The sequence below is a fragment of the Methylobacterium sp. CM6241 genome (assembly GCF_054817845.1).
Genome location: NZ_CM139246.1, coordinates 3,211,889 through 3,229,749 on the forward strand (window position 1 = coordinate 3,211,889; position 17,861 = coordinate 3,229,749).

A 17,861-nucleotide genomic window follows, 5' to 3' on the forward strand; every position below is an offset into this window, starting at 1 on the left:
TGTGTTCAGTAATAGGGAGCCTGCCGCTTCCAATTCTTTTACAAGGAAACCGTTATGGGTTCGCTTCCGACTGTCACAATTGCCACGACAGACGGGACGGCCAAAGAGGGCGTAGCCGGCGACGGGCTTTCGTTCACGCTGACCCGTACCGGCGACCTTTCGCAGGCGCTGACAGTCAACACATACGTCAATGGTTGGACATCAAACGCCGCCACGATGGGTCAGGACTTCGTCGCCGCGCCAAGCACCGTGACGTTTAAGCCCGGCTCGGCCACGGCTGTGCTCAAAGTCACGATCATCGACGACACCGTCGCCGAGGCCACCGAGGGACTGAGCGCCTACGTTTTCGAAGGCAACGGCTATCAGCGGACGCCGCTGCAGAGCATTGCAGATGCCTCAATCCTCGACAACGACAGTGGCTCGACTCCGCTTCCCACGGTCACGATTGCTACTACAGACGGAACGGCCAAGGAGGGCGTAGCCGGCGACGGGCTTTCGTTCACGCTGACCCGTACCGGCAACCTTTCGCAGGCGCTGACAGTCAACACATACGTCAATGGTTGGACATCAAACGCCGCCACGATGGGTCAGGACTTCGTCGCCGCGCCAAGCACCGTGACGTTTAAGCCCGGCTCGGCCACGGCTGTGCTCAAAGTCACGATCATCGACGACACCGTCGCCGAGGCCACCGAGGGACTGAGCGCCTACGTTTTTGAAGGCAACGGCTATCAGCGGACGCCGCTGCAGAGCATTGCAGATGCCTCAATCCTCGACAACGACAGTGGCTCGACTCCGCTTCCCACGGTCACGATTGCTACTACAGACGGAACGGCCAAGGAGGGCGTAGCCGGCGACGGGCTTTCGTTCACGCTGACCCGTACCGGCAACCTTTCGCAGGCGCTGACAGTCAACACATACGTCAATGGTTGGACATCAAACGCCGCCACGATGGGTCAGGACTTCGTCGCCGCGCCAATCACAGTGACGTTTAAGCCCGGCTCGGCCACGGCTGTGCTCAAAGTCACGATCATCGACGACACCGTCGCCGAGGCCACCGAGGGACTGAGTGCCTACGTTTTCGAAGGCAGCGGCTATCAGCGGACGCCGCTGCAGAGCATTGCAGATGCCTCAATCCACGACAACGATATTACGAACGGCACCTTCAATGGAGGCACCGGTAACGACATTCTCTACGGTGAAGCGGGCAACGACACCCTCAACGGTGGTGCCGGTGCCGACCTGCTCTACGGTCGAGGTGGCAACGACTTGTACTACGTAGACAACGCAGGCGACCGCGTGTTCGAGACGGCGGGCAACGGCGCCGATCGGGTGCTGACGAGCGTGAGCTATAAGCTCGCAGCCGGCCAAGAGATCGAGCGGCTCGACATCGCGAGCGCGACAGGCACTGCCGCTATTAACCTCACAGGTAATGAGATCACTAACGCCCTGTTGGGTAACGCTGGTGCCAACACCCTCAACGGTGGTGCCGGTGCCGACCTGCTCTACGGTCGAGGTGGCAACGACTTGTACTACGTAGACAACGCAGGCGACCGCGTGTTCGAGACGGCGGGCAACGGCGCCGATCGGGTGCTGACGAGCGTGAGCTATAAGCTCGCAGCCGGCCAAGAGATCGAGCGGCTCGACATCGCGAGCGCGACAGGCACTGCCGCTATTAACCTCACAGGTAATGAGATCACTAACGCCCTGTTGGGTAACGCTGGTGCCAACACCCTCAACGGTGGTGCCGGTGCTGACCTGCTCTACGGTCGAGGTGGCAACGACCTGTACTACGTCGACAACGCAGGCGACCGCGTGTTCGAGACGGCGGGCAACGGCGCCGATCGGGTGCTGACGAGCGTGAGCTATAAGCTCGCAGCCGGCCAAGAGATCGAGCGGCTCGACATCGCGAGCGCGACAGGCACTGCCGCTATTAACCTCACCGGTAATGAGATCACTAACGCCCTGTTGGGTAACGCTGGTGCCAACACCCTCAACGGTGGTGCCGGTGCTGACCTGCTCTACGGTCGAGGTGGCAACGATACCTTCGTGTTCTCGACGGCCGTGAGTGCTGGCAACATTGACCGCATTACCGACTTTGCGGTGACGGATGATACGGTCCAACTAGCGAGGAGTGTATTCAGCACCTTGTCCATGGGGCAGCTCACGGAAACCGCGTTCAAAGATCTGGGCAGTGTCGGCGCGGAGCTCGATGCTAACGATCGCATCCTCTACAACCATACCACCGGTGCCCTGTCATACGACGCTGACGGTAGCGGGACGGCGAAAACAGCCCTTCAGTTTGCCATTATAGATACCAAGGCAGCCCTGACCCACCTCGACTTCATAGTCGTGTAAGACTGGATAGGCGACGGTCATCGGGGACCTCTCGGGTTCAGGGTTGGCTGTGGCCTGCCCCCATTCGGTGGCCCAGGATCGAAGTTAGTGCACCGTCGGTTTGGAGTTGACCCCGTTTGTGGTCCACGACCTATGCAAGTTCTCGGGCAGTGACAACTTGATTGGCGAAGGCTCGGGGCGTCAAGCCGCCCAGGGCCGTGTGAGGTCGATCGTCGTTGTAGTGGCACCTCCAGTCTGGAGTTGACCCCGTTTGTGGTCCACGACCTATGCAAGTTCTCGGGCAATGACAACTTGATTGGCGAAGGCTCGGGGCGTCAAGCCGCCCAGGGCCGTGTGGGGTCGATCGTCGTTGTAGTAGCACCTCCATTCTTCGATGCGCTCACGTGCATCCGCTAGCGACAGGAACCACGAGGCGTTCAGGCATTCCGCCCGTAGGCGACCATTGAACGACTCGATGTAGGCGTTGTCGGTCGGCTTGCCAGGGCGCGAGAAGTCCAACGTGACACCGTTGTCGTAGGCCCAGCAGTCGAGTGCTTTCAAGACGAACTCGCTACGCGGTCCTTCGGTTCAGGCCCGTTATCGACCTGAGTCGCGCTCGGTGCTCCGCGCAGCAGTGCCAAGCGTCCGACGACAGCCACGACCTGCTCGTTCGAATGGGTACGAGCGTTGCGCGGGTTGGCTCTGAGGGAGATCGGAGCTTGGTCAAGGATGGTCAACCCGGCCGTGGGAAAGGCCAGTGCGTTCGTCGTCATGATGGGGATATCCCTGGAAAAGCGCGCACGACGACGAGCCCGCGTGCCGGACGGCTGCAGGGTCAAAGTCGGCGCAGTGCTGTGAGAGAAGGGGCCGCTCAGGCCCGGAGACAGAAACGCCCCGGAGCGGGAGCCACGGGGCGAGGAGATATGCGATCGCGCGGCGGGCCGGTCAGGCGCGCCGTTCGGAAAGGATCACGATTGCAGGTGGGTCCAAGCTGGTCCGCTGCGGACACAAAACTCAAGACCTAATAAAAATGCGCAATTTACCCGTCGGGTGTCAAGACGGTTTCTGAAGCTTCTCACTATCAACAGCAAACGCCGATAAGAGAAACTTAGTGCGGACCGCCGCAATCGTGGTGTCGATTACCCTCCTCATGCTAGGGGCGGCCCTTGTGGAGGCCGGCCTACTAAGGCGTGTCATCGCTTGAGCCAATCGAGGGCGGCTGCGAGGAAGAGGACGCCTATGAAGCTGACGGCGGTCTTCTCGTAGCGGGTGGCGATGGCGCGCCACTCTTTGAGCCTGGCCCAGAGGCGCTCGACCTGATTGCGGTTGTTGTAGATCCAATCCGGGCAGGCCACGGGCGCTTCGTGGCGCTGAGGCGGGATCGCAGGCCGAGCGCCCATACCCCAGATGTGTTCGCGAAAGACGTGGCTGGTGTAGCCGCGGTCCCCCACGACCCATTTGGGCACCCCCGGCAGTTGGTCGAGCAGGGGAACAGCGTGAGGTAGTTCATGGGCCTGACCGGGCGCCAGCCGGAAGGCGATGGCGCGGCCCCGCCCGTCGGCGATCACGCAAGCCTTGGTGCCATAGCCGCCACGCGAGCGGCCAAGAGCTTCACGAGCGTCTCGCTCGGCCGTAGATCCCCCTTTTTGGCGGCTCCCGCCGCCTTTTGGTGCGCCCGCACGTTCGTTCCGTCGAGGAACACCATGCCGAGTTGGACGCCGCGTTCCTGCACGAGGTGAAGAAGCCGCTCCCAGACGCCGGCACGCGACCAGCGGATGAATATCTGGGCGGCCCGCCACCAAGGTCCCAATTCCTCGGGAATGGCCCGCCACTTGGCCCCGTTCTGATGCCGCCAAAGGATGCCCGAGAGCGTGCGCTGCAGATCCTGCGGAGGCGTTTTGGCCTTGGGCCGGCAGGCTTCAACCAGAGGCTCTAGATCAGCCCATTGCGCGTCGCTCAGCATCGTCCCCCTCCATCAGAGAGACGAAAACGCAAGCCAAGCCAATCTGTTCAGGCGACGACAGGCCCTAACCTTGGGGCGCTGGGTCGTTGAATCGCAGCGGCTTCCGCGCACGTGTTTGGCTTGATCTGAGCCAAGCGCCGACCCGCCGGATTCCTCGCTGGAAACACGCAGCCACGGGATCCTAGCACGGTAGGTTCATGGGGACCGCACTATTGCGAGGTCTTACGTCGCTGGCTCGGGTGCATCTTCGTCGGCACGAAGTGCCGAGAGTTCATTAGCGTAGCACTTGCATGACTGGGAGGATCGCGTACCACTTTGCGTTATGCTGCAGGGTAGCGGCGGGGAGTGTGTATGTCCGAGTTCGATCAGGTTCCGTTCGGTGCTGCCGAGTTTGCCGATAACCCGGAGCCCCGGTGCCCTTGCCTGCTATTACTCGACACCTCCCATTCCATGCAGGGTCGACCCATTGCCGAGTTAAACAGAGGATTAGTCGCGTTCAAGGACGAGCTTGCGGCTGATACCCTGGCAATGAAGCGGGTCGAGATCGCGATGGTGACGTTCGGTCCGGTTTCCGTTGTCAGCGACTTCCAGACGCCCGACCTGTTCGTTCCGCGCACCCTCGAAACGACCGGTGACACGCCGATGGGCGCTGCCATCGAACGCGGCGTCGACCTCATCCGCCAGAGGAAAGATGCCTACCGGGCCAACGGCATCTCCTACTACCGTCCTTGGGTATTCCTACTCACCGATGGTGCTCCGACCGATAATTACTCCCGTGCGGCGCAATTGGTCCGGGAAGGAGAGGAGACGAAGGCGTTCTCGTTCTTTGCGGTGGGCGTCGAAGGCGCGAACATGGACATCCTAGCGAGCATCTCAAGCCGTCAGCCCCTCAAATTGGGAGGGCTCCGGTTCCGTGAGCTCTTTGCGTGGCTGTCGTCGTCGCTGAGCGGTGTCTCGCGCTCGCAGGTCGGGCAGTCCGTGCCCCTGGCCGCGCCGACGGGGTGGGCCGAGGTTTGACCGACGCCCGTCGTCCTTGGCGACTGGCCGTGGCCGTCGCCAAGGGAACTTCCCACGAAGCTTCGAACACGCCTTGCCAGGACCAAGCGTCTTGTCGGGTGATTGAGACGTCCGAAGGGCCTGTGCTGGTCGCCATCGTCTGCGACGGCGCTGGCAGTGCCGCCCATGCAGAAATCGGCGCCTGGCTCGCGGCGGAGACGATGATGGAACTGGTCGAGCTGCATTTCGAGGAGGGCGGCCGCATGGCGGACGTTGACTTGGCGTGCGGCAGGGCTTGGCTCGTCCGGGTCGCGGATGCGCTGACACATGATGCCGCCGCCCAGGGGCGGTCGGTCCGAGACTATGCCTGCACTTTGCTGGTGGCCGTTGTTGCAAAGGGGAGCGCAGCCTTTCTGCAGATCGGCGACGGTGCGATCGTTATATCCCGCGGCGAGGACGAGGATTGGTCATACGTGTTCTGGCCACAGCACGGCGAGTTCGCCAACACAACGAACTTCGTCGTCTCTCGGGACGCGGCAGACCTGCTCGAATTTGCTTATGTGCCCGAGCCTCTTCAAGAGTTGGCCCTCTTTTCTGACGGCTTGGAAAATCTTGTCCTGCATCACGCCACCAAGACGGTGTTCGAACCTTTTTTCAGACAGATGATCGCCCCCGTCCGGAGGGCGGCCGAGTCTGGGCTCGACGTACGGCTTTCTTCGGACCTGACAGCATATCTGTCTTCTCCCCGCGTCTGCGAGCGGACCGATGACGACAAGTCGTTGGTCCTAGCTTCGCGTCTGCTGTCCGCCTAACGGATCCCAGATGGCCAAAGGGCTGCCGAAAGTCGTCGACGATGCCGGCCGCGTGGTAAGGCTTGGAGGCATCGTCGGGCAGGGCGGCGAGGGCGCCGTATACGAAGTGGTCGCCCAGCCCGATGTGGTCGCCAAAGTCTATCACAAGCCGTTATCCAGAGAGAGAGCGGACAAGATCAGGGCCATGGGCCTGATCGGCAACGATGCCTTGGGTCGGCTTACGGCATGGCCCAGGGGGCTCTTGCTGGACGGCGTGGCAGGCACACCCGTGGGCCTCGTTACCCGGCGAGTGGTCAATCAAAAGGATATTCATCACCTATATAGTCCGAAGAGCCGTCGATCCGAGTTCCTGCGGGCAGATTGGCGCTTTCTCGTTAGGGCTGCAGCCAATACTGCCCGAGCTTTCGCAGCCGTCCATGCGGCTGGTTGCGTCATTGGCGACGTAAACCACGGTGGAGTCCTCGTCGGGCAGGACGCTACCGTCACATTGATCGATTGCGACAGCTTCCAAGTCATGCATGGCGGTCGGCGCTTCCTCTGCGAGGTCGGGGTCGAGACGTTCACGCCGCCCGAACTGCAAGGGAAGTCTTTCGAGGGAGTGGTGCGCAGCGCGTCGCACGACGACTTCGGTTTGGCCGTGATGGTGTTCCTACTCCTTCTCATGGGGCGGCATCCGTTTGCTGGCCGCTTCTCCGGCCCCGGCGACATGCCGATATCGCGCGCCATCGAGGAATTCCGCTTCGCCTACGGCCATCAGCGGTCGGCGCTACAGATGACCCAACCCCCCGGCACTCCGCCTTTATCCATCGTCGGACCTACTATCGAGCAACTCTTCGAATTGGCATTCGCTGCCGATGCGCCAAGGGTTGGGCGGCCCGCCGCCCGTGATTGGATGGCGGCCTTGGATGGGCTGGAGAAAGATCTCAAGCAGTGCGCGTCGAACCCAGCGCATTGGCACCATCGGACATCCTCGTGTCCGTGGTGTCCAATGGAGGGATCCACCGGTATCGCCCTCTTCCCAGCCGTGATCCAAAACGCGGCTGGGACGATCTTCGATATGGCTCGGCTATGGCGGGAGGTTGAGGCCATTACGCATCCGGGAAGGGCGCCCGACGTCGTTGTACCGATGCCGGAGCCGTCCGCTGAGGCTGTGAGCCTTGGTTCCCGAACGATGAAACGCCATGCCACGGCCGCCATCATAGCGATCATCACTGCGGCGTTCGGTGTCGCCGTCGGGCCCGTTATGCTGTTAGCTGCCGGCGTCGTGTACTTTGTCGTGCTCGCAGCTACGGACGGATCTGAACGGACGAGCCCAATCAAGAATGCTTATATAGCCGCGACGGCCCGATGGGAAAAAGCCGAGAAGGAATGGACGCTCAAGGCTGGTCCCGGGCTCTTTGAACAGCGGAGAGCCGTATTGGTCGGGCTGCGCAGCGAGTGGGATCAAGTTCCAAGCCTAAGGCTTCGGATGCTGGCCCAATTGGAGCGCGACCGCGAGAGGTCGCAACGCTTGAGGTTCATCGATCAATTCGAGATTGAGAAGGCGAAGATCGAGGGTATCGGAAAAGGTCGGAAGCTAACCCTAGCTTCTTATGGCATCGAGACCGCCGCCGACGTGACCCAAGGCGCCTTGGCCCAGGTACCTGGTTTTGGCCCGAAGACACAGGCTCGCATGCTCGCCTGGCGAGCGTCGATGGAGCAGCGCTTCGTCTTCGATCCAGCCCGTGATGTGGACCAACGTGATATCGCGAAGGTCGAGCGGGAGATCCTCGTCAAGAAAACGCAGATCGAGGATCGCATCAACGTAGGCTTGGCCGAGCTACGTCAGGCCCATGCGCAGATCCTATCGACCCGGCAGCACATGGCACCGCAGGTGGAGGCTGTTCGTCGGGAGTTCCTGCAAGCCACTGCCGACAAGCAAGCCATCGATCGATAGAAGCTTACTTGATATCCCAGCCAACGACGATGCCGTTCTCTATCGTCACGCGACGTCGATATCGGTTTCTGCCAGCTTGATCGTACTTATAGGTCTCGCTCGTTTTATTTTTGAAGACCTTCCGATCGGTAGCAACTGGCCGACCCAAGGAGTCGATAAGTTGCTCCGCTGACATTCCCTGCCAGATTATCTTCCCCATAATCCTGTCGACGACCTGGGCATCACCGTATTTTTCTATCAAACGCTTGCGGCGGGCCTTGTTCGCAATAACAGCGATTGCGGCAGCCCCGATCACAATCAGGACCACGACTGATATCAGTTCCAAGCTTTCCTCCAACGTTGGCTAGAACCGCCGATTCTTTCTCGCGACGGCAGCGTGTTATCTTCGCTGGCGTCATGCCAGTATGACGAAATTCTAGACGATGTCGGGTGGCGTTTGCTACCCGGATCTATTCGCTGATACCTTTTAGACCAGGAAAATTAGCGCATCGACGCACTCGGATGGTTCATGGGGATCTGCTGACGACGCTAAGTGTGGATCGGCGTCGAACGATGACCCTGGGCAAGACAGGACGTAATCACTTATGAAAAATAGGAAACGTTTATCGATGGTGGGGTCGCGATCGGCGCCGATCGTGACCCCACCTTTGGCGGAGATTGCTCTATGAAATCAAATGCTTAGCGCGAGATGCTAGAGGGGTCATCGGTGGATGCATTCTCACCCTGGCAGACGTATTCGTTTACATCGAGCGCTTCTACAACACGGCACGGCGGCATTCGATCTTGGGCTACGTCAGCCCGGTCGAGTTCGAAAACCGAGCTCAATTAGCTTGGAATGGTGGCCACTAAACCGGCCGCAGGCCATATCGCCTTGATCAATGAAGAGAGCCTATATCTTGGCTCGCCAAACGCGCGTTTAGGTGTTCGCCAGCCGGTGGCCCTTACCCCAGCCGGTACTCGAAGCAGATCGGGTTCAGACGTTCTTCATCTACCCGCCATGGCACCATCGCCAGCAGATCACCGCCAGACACCTTTGGTGTCGTCGCATCCAACTCGATGCCATGGACAACAAGCAGCACGTTCTTTGGATAAGCCTGACGATGAAGCGCCACCTCGTTCCGAGTTATGAGGATGCTGCTCGGGCCGCCCGTCGTCCCTTTCACTTCTACAACCCACTCGTCACCGCTTCTGAGAGCGCGAAAATCGCAGCTGTCGCTCGCAGAGACGTCCTTGTAGGTGAACCCTTGTGCCTTCAACCACTCCTTGGCTCGTCCCATCGCGTGCATCTCAACCAGCTTCCGCAGTGGTGCGGGTAGTCCGCGGCCCTGCCCGCCAGTGCGAGAGCGCAGTGGAGCTGTAAACTTGTCGATTTCCTGATTGAGTGCGGCCACGTCCACATGGGTCTCTCCAGGCACAAGCCCGAGTTCTTGAGCCCGGTATAGTTTCCTCAGCGGCTCACAAAACCGAATGATGTCTTGCAACAAATCCCTATCAGGCGGAATGCTCCCGGCTGGATACAGCTTCGAGAACACTGTCGTCCTTTCGTAGGCTCGCGCAAGCTCACGGCTTCCGAGCTCGATTCCACGTCGAATTTTCTTGTCGTCTCTGAACTCCGCTCCAACCACTGACGCGGCCCAAGTCATGAGTTCAGCAGCTTCCTCGTCGCTTCGGCTGACGTAGCTGCCGTTCTGAAGACTGGTAGAACCATGGCTGAGACATAGGCTCACACCCGCTCCTTCTGGGTGGAAGAGGTAGACGACGTACCATCCGCTCTGCGCTGATGGCGAACGAGACGGGGAGTACCACCTGACCCATGGGATGTGTGTCTTGCGTCCAGTTCCATCTCGCCCCTCAGCGGTCGCATCCTCACCAAAAGGACCGAGAGCTGGCCTTAAGGTGGCAGCGACGCGCCGCAACTCCGTGGGTAGAACGTCCCGAACAAGCTGACCGCGCCGCTCCATCTCCTTAGTGTTTTGGTCCGAGTAGACGCGCTGCAACGCGATCACCTCTTCGATCACATCACGCAACTTGCGGCTCCCTGACTGAAAGGCGTCTTGATGCCATTGCCAGTTGTAGGATTGGCAGATTTGAAGTTGAGCGGCAATGGCTTCATACAGCCTTTACAGAGACAGGGCCAGGATCGCTGCGCCGGTCGCCTCCCTCCAGAGATAGCCGCCGTACTGTAGGCGCTCGGCGCAGGTCAGTCGTTCAAGATCGACCGTCGCGGCTCCCACCGCGATGCGGATAGCCGCCATCGACTTGCGCACGGCATCGAGGAAGGCGGCGCTGACGTTCTCCATCAAGTGCCATCGGTCAGCGCCCTGAACGGCATGGGGCAGCGCCCGCGTCGTCGCCTCGCCGTAGCAACCACCGCGGTCACGGGCGACGACGGTGATTTCGGGATGGGCCGCGAGCCACGCCTCGACTGTGCCGCTCTCCCGATCTGGGAGCAGGGCTATGACACGTCGCCGTTCCAGGTCGCAAACCAGCGCCCCGTAGCGCTGTCCCCGGCGGAAGGTGTGGATCGGCGTCGAACGATGACCCTGGGCAAAACAGGACGTAATCCCTTATGAAAGATAGGGAATTTTTATCGAAGGTGGGATCACGATCGGCGCCGATCGTGATCCCACCTTCGGCGAAGATTGCGCTATGGAAGCAAAGACTTAGCGCGAGATGATAGAGGGGTCATCGGTGGATGCTTTTTCACAGTCCACCGTCGCGCCGTTCTCCGTCAGCCGCGGGCGAAGGCGATCTGTTCGTTCGTGAAACGTGTCCGTCGTCAGATGATTTGGGACATTCAGCGGTGTTCAGGAGCGGAGGCTCTGGTCCATCTGGGGTGAGAGGTTAGGCGGCCTGCGCGTGGTGGCGCAAGCGTCGTTCCATGATGGTCTGGCGCTTGATGCGTTCCCGCTCGGCCAGGATCCCTTCGCCGCGTCCGAAGTAGACGTCAGCGGGCGTGAGGTTGCTCAGGCTCTCATGGGCTCGGGCATGGTTGTAGTGTTCGACGAAGTCGGCAACCTGCGTCTCCAACTCGCCGGGCAAGTAGGCGTGTTCGAGCAGGATGCGGTTCTTGAGCGTCTGATGCCAACGCTCGATCTTGCCCTGCGTTTGAGGATGGCATGGCGCACCGCGGATGTGGGTCATGCCCCGAATGCCGAGCCAGTCAGCCAGGTCGCTGGCGACGTAGCTCGGTCCGTTGTCGGAGAGCAGGCGGGGCCGCGGCATCACCCGCGCCTGATCGAGTCCAGCCGCACCCAGCGCCAGGTCGAGCGTGGCGGTGACGTCGCTGGCCTGCATCGTCGTGCACAGCTTCCAGGCGACGATGTAGCGTGAGAAGTCGTCCAGGACCGTCGACAGGTAGTACCAGCCCCAGCCAACGACCTTCAGGTAGGTGAAGTCCCTCTGCCAAAGCTGGTTGGGCGCGGTGGTCTTATCGCGGAACTCGTCGGCGGCCTTGATGACGATATAGGCCGGGCTTGTGATCAGGTCCGAAGATTTGAGCAACCGGTAGACGGTCGCTTCCGAGACGAAGTAGCGCCGTTCGTCGGTGAAGCGCACCGCCAACTCACGCGGACTGAGTTCAGGCTGCTCCAAGGCCAGGGCAACGATCTGCTCGCGGATCTCCGCAGGTAGACGGTTCCAGACCCGGCTCGGCTGCGAAGGATGGTCCTTCAATGCCTCTGGGCCGCCGCGCTGGTAGGCGTCGTACCAGCGGTAAAACGTCGAGCGCGTGATGCCGAGCTTGTCCAGGGTGGCACGCACCGGCAGGTGGGATTGCTCGACCAGCCGGATGATCTCCAGCTTCTCGGGGGCCGGGTACCTCATGCCTCGTCGCCCCCAGCCCCGCTCATACTTTTTTTGAGCAGGCGATTCTCCAGCACGAGATCAGCCACGACCTCTTTGAGCGCCCCCGTCTCGCGGCGCAGATCCCGCACCTCGTCCGTCGTTGCCGCACGCGCCGTGTCGCCGGACAGGCGCTTCTTGCCAGCCTCCAGGAATTCCTTCGACCAGCCGTAGTACATCGAGGCGGCGATCCCCTCGCGCCGGCACAGCTCGGCGATGCTGTCCTCGCCGCGCAAGCCTTCCAGCACCACGCGGATCTTCTCCTCGGACGAGAACTGCCGACGTGTGGCCCGGCGGATGTCCTTGATCACCGCTTCTGCCGGCTTCTTGGCCGGTCCGGATGTCTGCTTCATCTTCGCTCCTCAGGGGCTACGATGAACCAGCCATCCTCCGTTCGGGAAGACCCTCATTCTGTCCCACAGGTGCTGACGTCGGACAGTCGCCGACTATAAATCGAGCGAAGAACTCCTGGTCCTCGTGGATAGTCCTGAAGCGGTCACGCCCCTCCGACGTCTTACGGAACATCGTCTCGAAATGAGCCGCTCGCACGTGCCCGATACTGTTCAGCTTTTGAATGCAGACGGTCGCGAAGATGACGGCCGTCGTCAGCCTCTGCTGCCCATCTACGATGTCATACTCGGAAGAGCCATCATTCTCGGCCCGTCTGGTCAACAGGATCGTGCCGAAGAAATAGCGTCGGCCCGCGTCCCCAGGGTGGTTCTGCAGGTCAGCTAGGAAGTCCGCAAGGTTCAACCCTTCCCAGGCGTATGCCCGCTGGAACTGCGGCACCTGAAATCGGCTACGATGGAAGAGATCAGCGAGGACTTCTGCCCCATTGGCCATGCGGACGCTCCCGGCGAATCAGCCGAAGTGGCTGATCGACAAGCAATGCCGTTGCCGGGTAGAGGCGTCAACCAAAGGTCATGATAATCGGTCAGGACTTCCGCCCGACGAAGTTGAATGCAGCGGCGCGCTTCGTGAGCCTGTAGGTTCGTCTCAATCGAAAATGCGAAGGGTTGTCGTGTCGGTTGCGAGAACCTTAACGCCGGAACATGTTGAGTTAGATCGCTAAATACTTTTTTTATATTGTATTTTACATCGACCTGATTTCGCCGGAAGGGCTGTCTATGTGTCAGGAAACAGTTTCTGCCAGTCTGATTTGGGATTTAAATGTCGGAATAGAGAACGTTGGCTCCGCGAGCGATGCTCGGTCGCCTTTCGCCTTCAACGAACTTTCACGTTCGATCTCCCGAAGGTCTCCTTATCGGAGAAGATCAGGCCAGAGATGAGAAGACTCCGGCGGTCACAACATTCTTATGTCGCGACACAAACTCAATGTCGTATGGCAGAGGTGCCTGCGGACGGATATGACAGTACCATCAGAGTCCGGGACAGATGCGGGTGTTTGGTCCCGGCATTTGGTGGAGCGGGATTGCCCTGAAGCGACTGGGCTCAACGGACCATGCTTTGCAGATGGCCTCGTAGGGCGTGAGACCCCGCAGGGTCTTCAGGCGCCGGCCAAAGTTGTAGGCGCTGACGAAGTCGGCCAGATGGGCACGGAGCTGCTCGCGGCTGCCATAGTGGTAGCGCTTGACCGTCGCGTGCCGCGCCAATCTCGACCTCCTACGACGACGGTTCCTCCTCACAGCCTAATCCACCAGAACTTGGCGAAGAGCCACTTTGCTGGGTCAGGGTCAGGGGGACGTCATAGGTCTTTGGGGATCACACGCCAGGTGATGCCGCCCCACAGCATGTCGAAGGTCGCGGTCCAAATCTCGCGCATCGTTGAGACGAGCGGACGACCGCAAGGGACGGGCTCCGGCACCAGCGGCGCCACCACCGCCTATTTTGCATTCATTAGGTCGGTTCGTAGCGCAGGCTCGCACGACTAAACTGCGAGGAGGTGGTCGGGGCTCAAATGGCACGTCCAGATCTGGCTTCAGCACCCTTCTGAAATCACCGCCATCCGAGCTACTCAACCCATATCACGCGTTGTCGGACGGGGTCCAAGTCAGCATTCTAGAGCTCCCTTCATCCACCGTTTGAGCCAAAGAGATCGGTATCTCACGTTTTGTGTTGACCTCGGCGCTGGAAACATTGCAATTTAAATGCACTGTTGTAATTTTGATGCATACAAACCTGATGAAAATGATTCTATCAAATGGGTAAAGTTTTTGTAGTGATACGAAATATAGGCAGGCAGCTATGAACGCGCGCAATCTGATTGTGAGTTCATTCTTCTCGATTTTTGCCACGGGCTGCTCAACTTACCCACTGGTACAAGATACAACAGGAAAAACAACGGCGGCGATCGTACGTCATATTCGTTGCGAGGCACGCGAAGGACTTAAGCAAACTGTCATTGAGTGGCTTACAAGCAAGTACTACGTAAATACGCCTGTTTACAAAGGTAGGACGGGTGCGGATCTGGCCGCTAATCTGGAGACAGACCCGAAGTTCTTTGCGGCAATATCAGCGGGAGATCTCCAGGGTGATGCAAAGAGGTATTTCAGTTTTTATGAGAATTCTCAAATTGCATATGAATTCACCCTGGATCTTACCGAGTCAAATAAAGACAGCGCCACTTTAGGTTTCAATCGAAGTTTTTCGACACGGAAGGATACACTTGGTATTGGCGCCTCGTCGGAGCGTCTCAGAAATGTCCAAAGGGCATTCACTGTTGTTGATACGTTTGGCGGACTCCTCTCGAAAATCAAAGAAAGTGACTGCATCCACACCCCCGATGTTAACATTGTCTATCCTATAGTGGGTCAGCTTCCTGTAGGTGATCTTCTCCAGTCTTACATCAGAATAAATCAATTTGATAGACTTGGAAGTATTAAAAAGGATAACAACGTTCAATCCATATCCGGGACAAAAACAAGTCCCGCAATATCACAGATGGGCGACACGATAGTATTTACAACGACATTTACAGGCTCTATTGCACCGAGCTTTGCACTTAACCCTACAGGTATGGGCCTATTGCTTTCATCCGCAGCATTCGGAACAGAAGATTATCGCAAGGATAAGCATCAAGTCATCATAGTTGCATCTACTTCTCCTGATGCAAAGAAAGTTATGGGGCAGGCTGGGGGATCGCTCTACGACTTTGATTCTCAGCGAACGGTAAATCGTGGCAAGCTGCTCAACCCGTCTATAAATGGCGATCTAACAAATTCTCGCGCTGATTTTGCGCGAGATACGATAAGGGATCAAAGACTGAAAAACACGGAAGATGCAATTATTCAGATCGGCAACACGCTCTCTCAGGCTCTGCGCTGACAGAATATAAAATTCCAAATGGGACGAACTGCTACTTAGCATTCACCTGTTAATTCTAGCGGCAAGGCCAAACTTCCGGACGAGGATCATGACGGCAGCGGCTCAAATGCATGGTTCCGGCATTTGGTATAGTGAGTTTGACCTGAAGCGACTGAGCACGACGGACCATGATTGCAGCCTGCGTCGTAGGGTTTGAGCCTCCCCGCGGGGTCTTGACAATACGGCTATCGAGGTAGTGTCTCAGCTTGAAATTTGATCCTGAACGGTTGAGTCTCGCGTTCCTGTTCCGGTCCCTCGCGCGAGCCTTCCGACTGGCGTATGCTTGGCGTCAAGCAGGAGTGCCGTTGATGAGCGATGATCCGTTATGGCAAAAAATTTTAGATGAGACGCAACCCGGCGACCCTCCCTTTACAGTCGAGGAAGCCGTCGAGCGCTGGGGGTACAGCCAGCCCCATACTCGTAGCTTGCTGAAGCATATGACTACTGAAAAGCCTCCTGTCATGCGACAGGATACCAGTGTCTCTCCATACACTTTCTGGCGTGTTTGATGCCCGCCGGACCTAAGGGCCAGAATCGCCCCGCCGACGCTATCGGTAATGCCGTTAAAGTGATGCGCATCGCCACCGAGGAGAAGCCGGAGGATTAAGGCCCGTCCCTGAGAAGAACGAAGCCGCCGCCGAGATGGGGCGGAAGGGTGCGGCGGCGCGGGCGGCGAACATGACGCCTGAGAGGCGCGCTGAGATTGCACGGGCCGCAGCGACTAGTCGCTGGCGTCGTCGATGTGGACGTGGACGGCCCTCGACGCCGATTCCAAGCTCATCGTGTCCTACCTCGTCGGCGGGCGCGATGCCGAGTACGCCGACGCCTTCATGGGTGATCTGGCGGGCCGCCTGACGAAGCGCGTCCAGCTCACTACGGACGGGCACAAGGCGTACCTCGAAGCCGTTGAGGGCGCGTTCGGTGCAGACGTGGACTACGCCATGCTGGTGAAGCTCTACGGCCCGGCTCCCGGCGGCATCACGGGACGCTACAGCCCCGCCGAATGCACGGGGATCAAGAAGACCACCGTGACCGGCTCGCCCGACGAGGCGCACGTCTCCACGTCTTACGTCGAGCGTCAGAACCTCACGATGCGCATGCAGATGAAGCGGTTCACACGCCTCTCAAACGCGTTCTCGAAGAAGTTCGAGAACCACGCTCACATGGTCGCGCTCTACACGGTCTGGTACAACTTCGTGAAGATGCACAAGAAGCACCGGATGAGCCCGGCTATGGCCGCGGGCGTGTCGGATCGGCTTTGGAGCATGGAGGACGTGGCGGCGCTAGTAGAGGCTGCTACGGCTGCGCCAGGGAAGCGTGGCCCCTACAGGAAGCGAGATAATGTTTAGTAAAAATGATACGGCCGGCGATAAAATTGCAAGCTTTGAATGGCTTGTCGAAAATAGATCTCGAAATCAAAAATCTACGTTAGATATATATAAGTTGATAGCTAAACATAAATCCAAGATCGATAAAAATAAAAAATATAGGGCTGTTTCGCAATCTCTCCTTGGCATAGCATTTTCACTTTGGCGTTCTGTGTTTCTTGCGGATCTCAAGCAAGAAAAAGGAACGCTTATGGATGATGTTGAGAAGTTTCTTATTGAGCTTATTCAAAACAACGCAATAGGCTACGCACAAGATAGGAATAATAGGGATTGGTCTTATAGATACTACATGAAGAACGCCAGAGAAAGACTTAAAGCCCTGAAAACAATATACGGCGCATTCGGCTTTAGTTTTAATATGCCAGGCGAAACTAAGGGAATGACCCCGCAACAATGGTGGGTGCTGCATCAGGTCGCCTTGGATGCGGCCCTCGTTTCATTTGACGAATTTCTTAGAGGGGTGAATCCTGTCTCAAGGCCTCGGACGAAGAAGCGGCCAGAAAATTCAAAGTGAGACACTACCGCTATCGAGCACCGCAGCCGATGGCGAGGCTTCCTGTCCGACACGCCCGCGGTCCGCCATGACGAGGTCGTGGTTGATGCGAGTAAACAACCGCTCGTCGCGCCAGCCTCTTAAGTAGGTGAATAGGGTCGAACGTGGCGGCAGGTTGTCGAAGCAGAGGTGCTGGGGTGTTCGCCGGGTCGGTTTGGGTCGGGCGATGGGCACGGCTTCCAGGGTCTCGGCCATCAGGAGATGGTCGTTGATGTTGACGCCCGTGATGACGACGCCGAACGGCACGCCGCGCCCGTCAGTGAGCAACGAACGCTTACCCCCGCGTTTGCCGCGGTCGGTGGGTTGGGGCCGGTTTTATCCCCAACCGAGCGGCGCTTTGCCCATGGCGCCGCCCAGGGATAGCCACGTCCAGCCGATCCCGACCAGAGCGTCGTAGGCCAGCAGGCCCTCCCGCCAGAACGCCTCGAACACCCCGGCCCGCGTCCAGTCCTGGAGCCGGCGATGGGCCGAGGACGAGGTGCAGATGCCGGTGGCGGTCAGGGCGTTCCACTGGCACCCGGTGCGCAGGACGAACAGGATTGCGTCCATCGCCTTGCGATCGGGTGTCCGCGGATTGTGGCAACGCAGGGAATGGGGCGGACGCGGCGGCAGCAGGGGCTCCATCCGCGACCACAGATCGTCGGGCAGACGATAACCATCGTCCAGAACCGACGGCTTGCTCGTGCGGCGCTTGCGAGGTTCGCTCATCCCA

Annotated in this window: 13 protein-coding genes and 7 pseudogenes; 9 read left to right on the forward strand and 11 right to left on the reverse strand. The window is 59.0% G+C overall.

Features of this window, described 5'->3' with window-relative positions:
- Positions 1-54 precede the first annotated feature (54 nt).
- Entirely contained in the window at positions 55-2,355 is a 2,301-nt protein-coding gene (locus tag ACYQR9_RS14975) for a beta strand repeat-containing protein (RefSeq protein ID WP_461226999.1), read from the forward strand.
- Between the two features lie 130 nt (positions 2,356-2,485).
- Here the strand turns inward: ACYQR9_RS14975 and ACYQR9_RS14980 are convergent, their stop codons facing one another.
- The 3 genes and pseudogenes from ACYQR9_RS14980 to ACYQR9_RS14990 all read right to left on the reverse strand — a co-directional run bounded on the left by ACYQR9_RS14980 (position 2,486) and on the right by ACYQR9_RS14990 (position 4,297).
- Entirely contained in the window at positions 2,486-2,722 is a 237-nt protein-coding gene (locus ACYQR9_RS14980; RefSeq protein ID WP_461227001.1) for an integrase core domain-containing protein, read from the reverse strand.
- Positions 2,620-3,002: pseudogene (locus tag ACYQR9_RS14985) on the reverse strand (integrase core domain-containing protein); the annotation flags it as partial. The pseudogene ACYQR9_RS14985 and the gene ACYQR9_RS14980, both read right to left, overlap by 103 nt.
- Before the next feature lie 525 nt (positions 3,003-3,527).
- Positions 3,528-4,297 (reverse strand): IS5 family transposase gene (locus ACYQR9_RS14990; RefSeq protein ID WP_461227003.1). Its coding sequence is split into 2 segments (ribosomal slippage): positions 3,528-3,982 and positions 3,982-4,297, totalling 771 coding nucleotides; the frame shifts between segments, so codons are not numbered across the junction.
- 351 nt (positions 4,298-4,648) lie between these two features.
- Here ACYQR9_RS14990 and ACYQR9_RS14995 point away from each other — a divergent pair.
- Genes ACYQR9_RS14995 through ACYQR9_RS15005 form a run of 3 tightly spaced genes read left to right on the forward strand, consistent with a single transcriptional unit; the run spans position 4,649 to position 8,041 of the window.
- Positions 4,649-5,314, forward strand: a complete 666-nt coding sequence (locus ACYQR9_RS14995; RefSeq protein ID WP_461227005.1) for a vWA domain-containing protein — start codon at positions 4,649-4,651, stop codon at positions 5,312-5,314.
- A gap of 29 nt (positions 5,315-5,343) precedes the next feature.
- Positions 5,344-6,105, forward strand: coding sequence for a PP2C family serine/threonine-protein phosphatase (locus ACYQR9_RS15000; RefSeq protein ID WP_461229813.1), 762 nt, complete (start codon positions 5,344-5,346; stop codon positions 6,103-6,105).
- 10 nt (positions 6,106-6,115) lie between these two features.
- Positions 6,116-8,041, forward strand: a complete 1,926-nt coding sequence (locus tag ACYQR9_RS15005) for a hypothetical protein (RefSeq protein WP_461227007.1) — start codon at positions 6,116-6,118, stop codon at positions 8,039-8,041.
- Positions 8,042-8,045: 4 nt separating this feature from the next.
- On the opposite strand, the gene ACYQR9_RS15010 is transcribed toward ACYQR9_RS15005, so the two are convergent.
- Complete coding sequence (locus ACYQR9_RS15010) at positions 8,046-8,366, reverse strand: hypothetical protein (RefSeq protein WP_461227009.1); 321 nt, start codon at positions 8,364-8,366, stop codon at positions 8,046-8,048.
- A 401-nt stretch (positions 8,367-8,767) separates the two neighbouring features.
- Here ACYQR9_RS15010 and ACYQR9_RS15015 point away from each other — a divergent pair.
- Positions 8,768-8,890, forward strand: a pseudogene (locus ACYQR9_RS15015) (IS3 family transposase); the annotation flags it as partial.
- 92 nt (positions 8,891-8,982) lie between these two features.
- On the opposite strand, the gene ACYQR9_RS15020 reads toward ACYQR9_RS15015, so the two are convergent.
- The 5 genes and pseudogenes from ACYQR9_RS15020 to ACYQR9_RS15040 form a co-directional block, all read right to left on the reverse strand.
- Positions 8,983-10,059: an MrcB family domain-containing protein gene (locus ACYQR9_RS15020; RefSeq protein WP_461229814.1), complete on the reverse strand. Its 1,077-nt coding sequence runs from the start codon at positions 10,057-10,059 to the stop codon at positions 8,983-8,985.
- A gap of 108 nt (positions 10,060-10,167) precedes the next feature.
- Positions 10,168-10,557: pseudogene (locus ACYQR9_RS15025) on the reverse strand (transposase); the annotation flags it as partial.
- A gap of 328 nt (positions 10,558-10,885) precedes the next feature.
- Positions 10,886-12,237, reverse strand: a protein-coding gene (locus ACYQR9_RS15030) for an IS3 family transposase (protein WP_461227011.1) whose coding sequence is annotated in 2 segments (ribosomal slippage) — positions 10,886-11,901 and positions 11,901-12,237 — 1,353 coding nt in all. Because the reading frame shifts where the segments join, the coding sequence is not laid out codon by codon here.
- Between the two features lie 16 nt (positions 12,238-12,253).
- A complete protein-coding gene (locus tag ACYQR9_RS15035; protein ID WP_461227013.1) occupies positions 12,254-12,727 on the reverse strand; it encodes a DUF262 domain-containing protein in 474 nt (157 codons plus the stop codon).
- A gap of 536 nt (positions 12,728-13,263) precedes the next feature.
- Positions 13,264-13,491 (reverse strand): annotated as a pseudogene (locus tag ACYQR9_RS15040) (IS3 family transposase); the annotation flags it as partial.
- A gap of 598 nt (positions 13,492-14,089) precedes the next feature.
- On the opposite strand from ACYQR9_RS15040, the gene ACYQR9_RS15045 reads away from it, so the two are divergent.
- From ACYQR9_RS15045 to ACYQR9_RS15060, 4 genes and pseudogenes are all read left to right on the forward strand, one after another.
- Positions 14,090-15,169: a hypothetical protein gene (locus tag ACYQR9_RS15045; protein ID WP_461227015.1), complete on the forward strand. Its 1,080-nt coding sequence runs from the start codon at positions 14,090-14,092 to the stop codon at positions 15,167-15,169.
- Between the two features lie 347 nt (positions 15,170-15,516).
- The gene (locus ACYQR9_RS15050; RefSeq protein WP_461227017.1) at positions 15,517-15,717 is read left to right on the forward strand and encodes a hypothetical protein; all 201 of its coding nucleotides are present in this window, start codon (positions 15,517-15,519) and stop codon (positions 15,715-15,717) included.
- A 222-nt stretch (positions 15,718-15,939) separates the two neighbouring features.
- Positions 15,940-16,557: pseudogene (locus tag ACYQR9_RS15055) on the forward strand (IS1 family transposase); the annotation flags it as partial.
- Positions 16,550-17,110 (forward strand): hypothetical protein, encoded by a 561-nt coding sequence (locus tag ACYQR9_RS15060; RefSeq protein WP_461227019.1) that lies wholly within the window; start codon positions 16,550-16,552, stop codon positions 17,108-17,110. The pseudogene ACYQR9_RS15055 and the gene ACYQR9_RS15060, both read left to right, overlap by 8 nt.
- On the opposite strand, the pseudogene ACYQR9_RS15065 reads toward ACYQR9_RS15060, so the two are convergent.
- Positions 17,111-17,266, reverse strand: a pseudogene (locus ACYQR9_RS15065) (IS5/IS1182 family transposase); the annotation flags it as partial.
- Positions 17,267-17,857, reverse strand: a pseudogene (locus tag ACYQR9_RS15070) (IS5 family transposase); the annotation flags it as partial.
- Between the last annotated feature and the right edge of the window lie 4 nt (positions 17,858-17,861).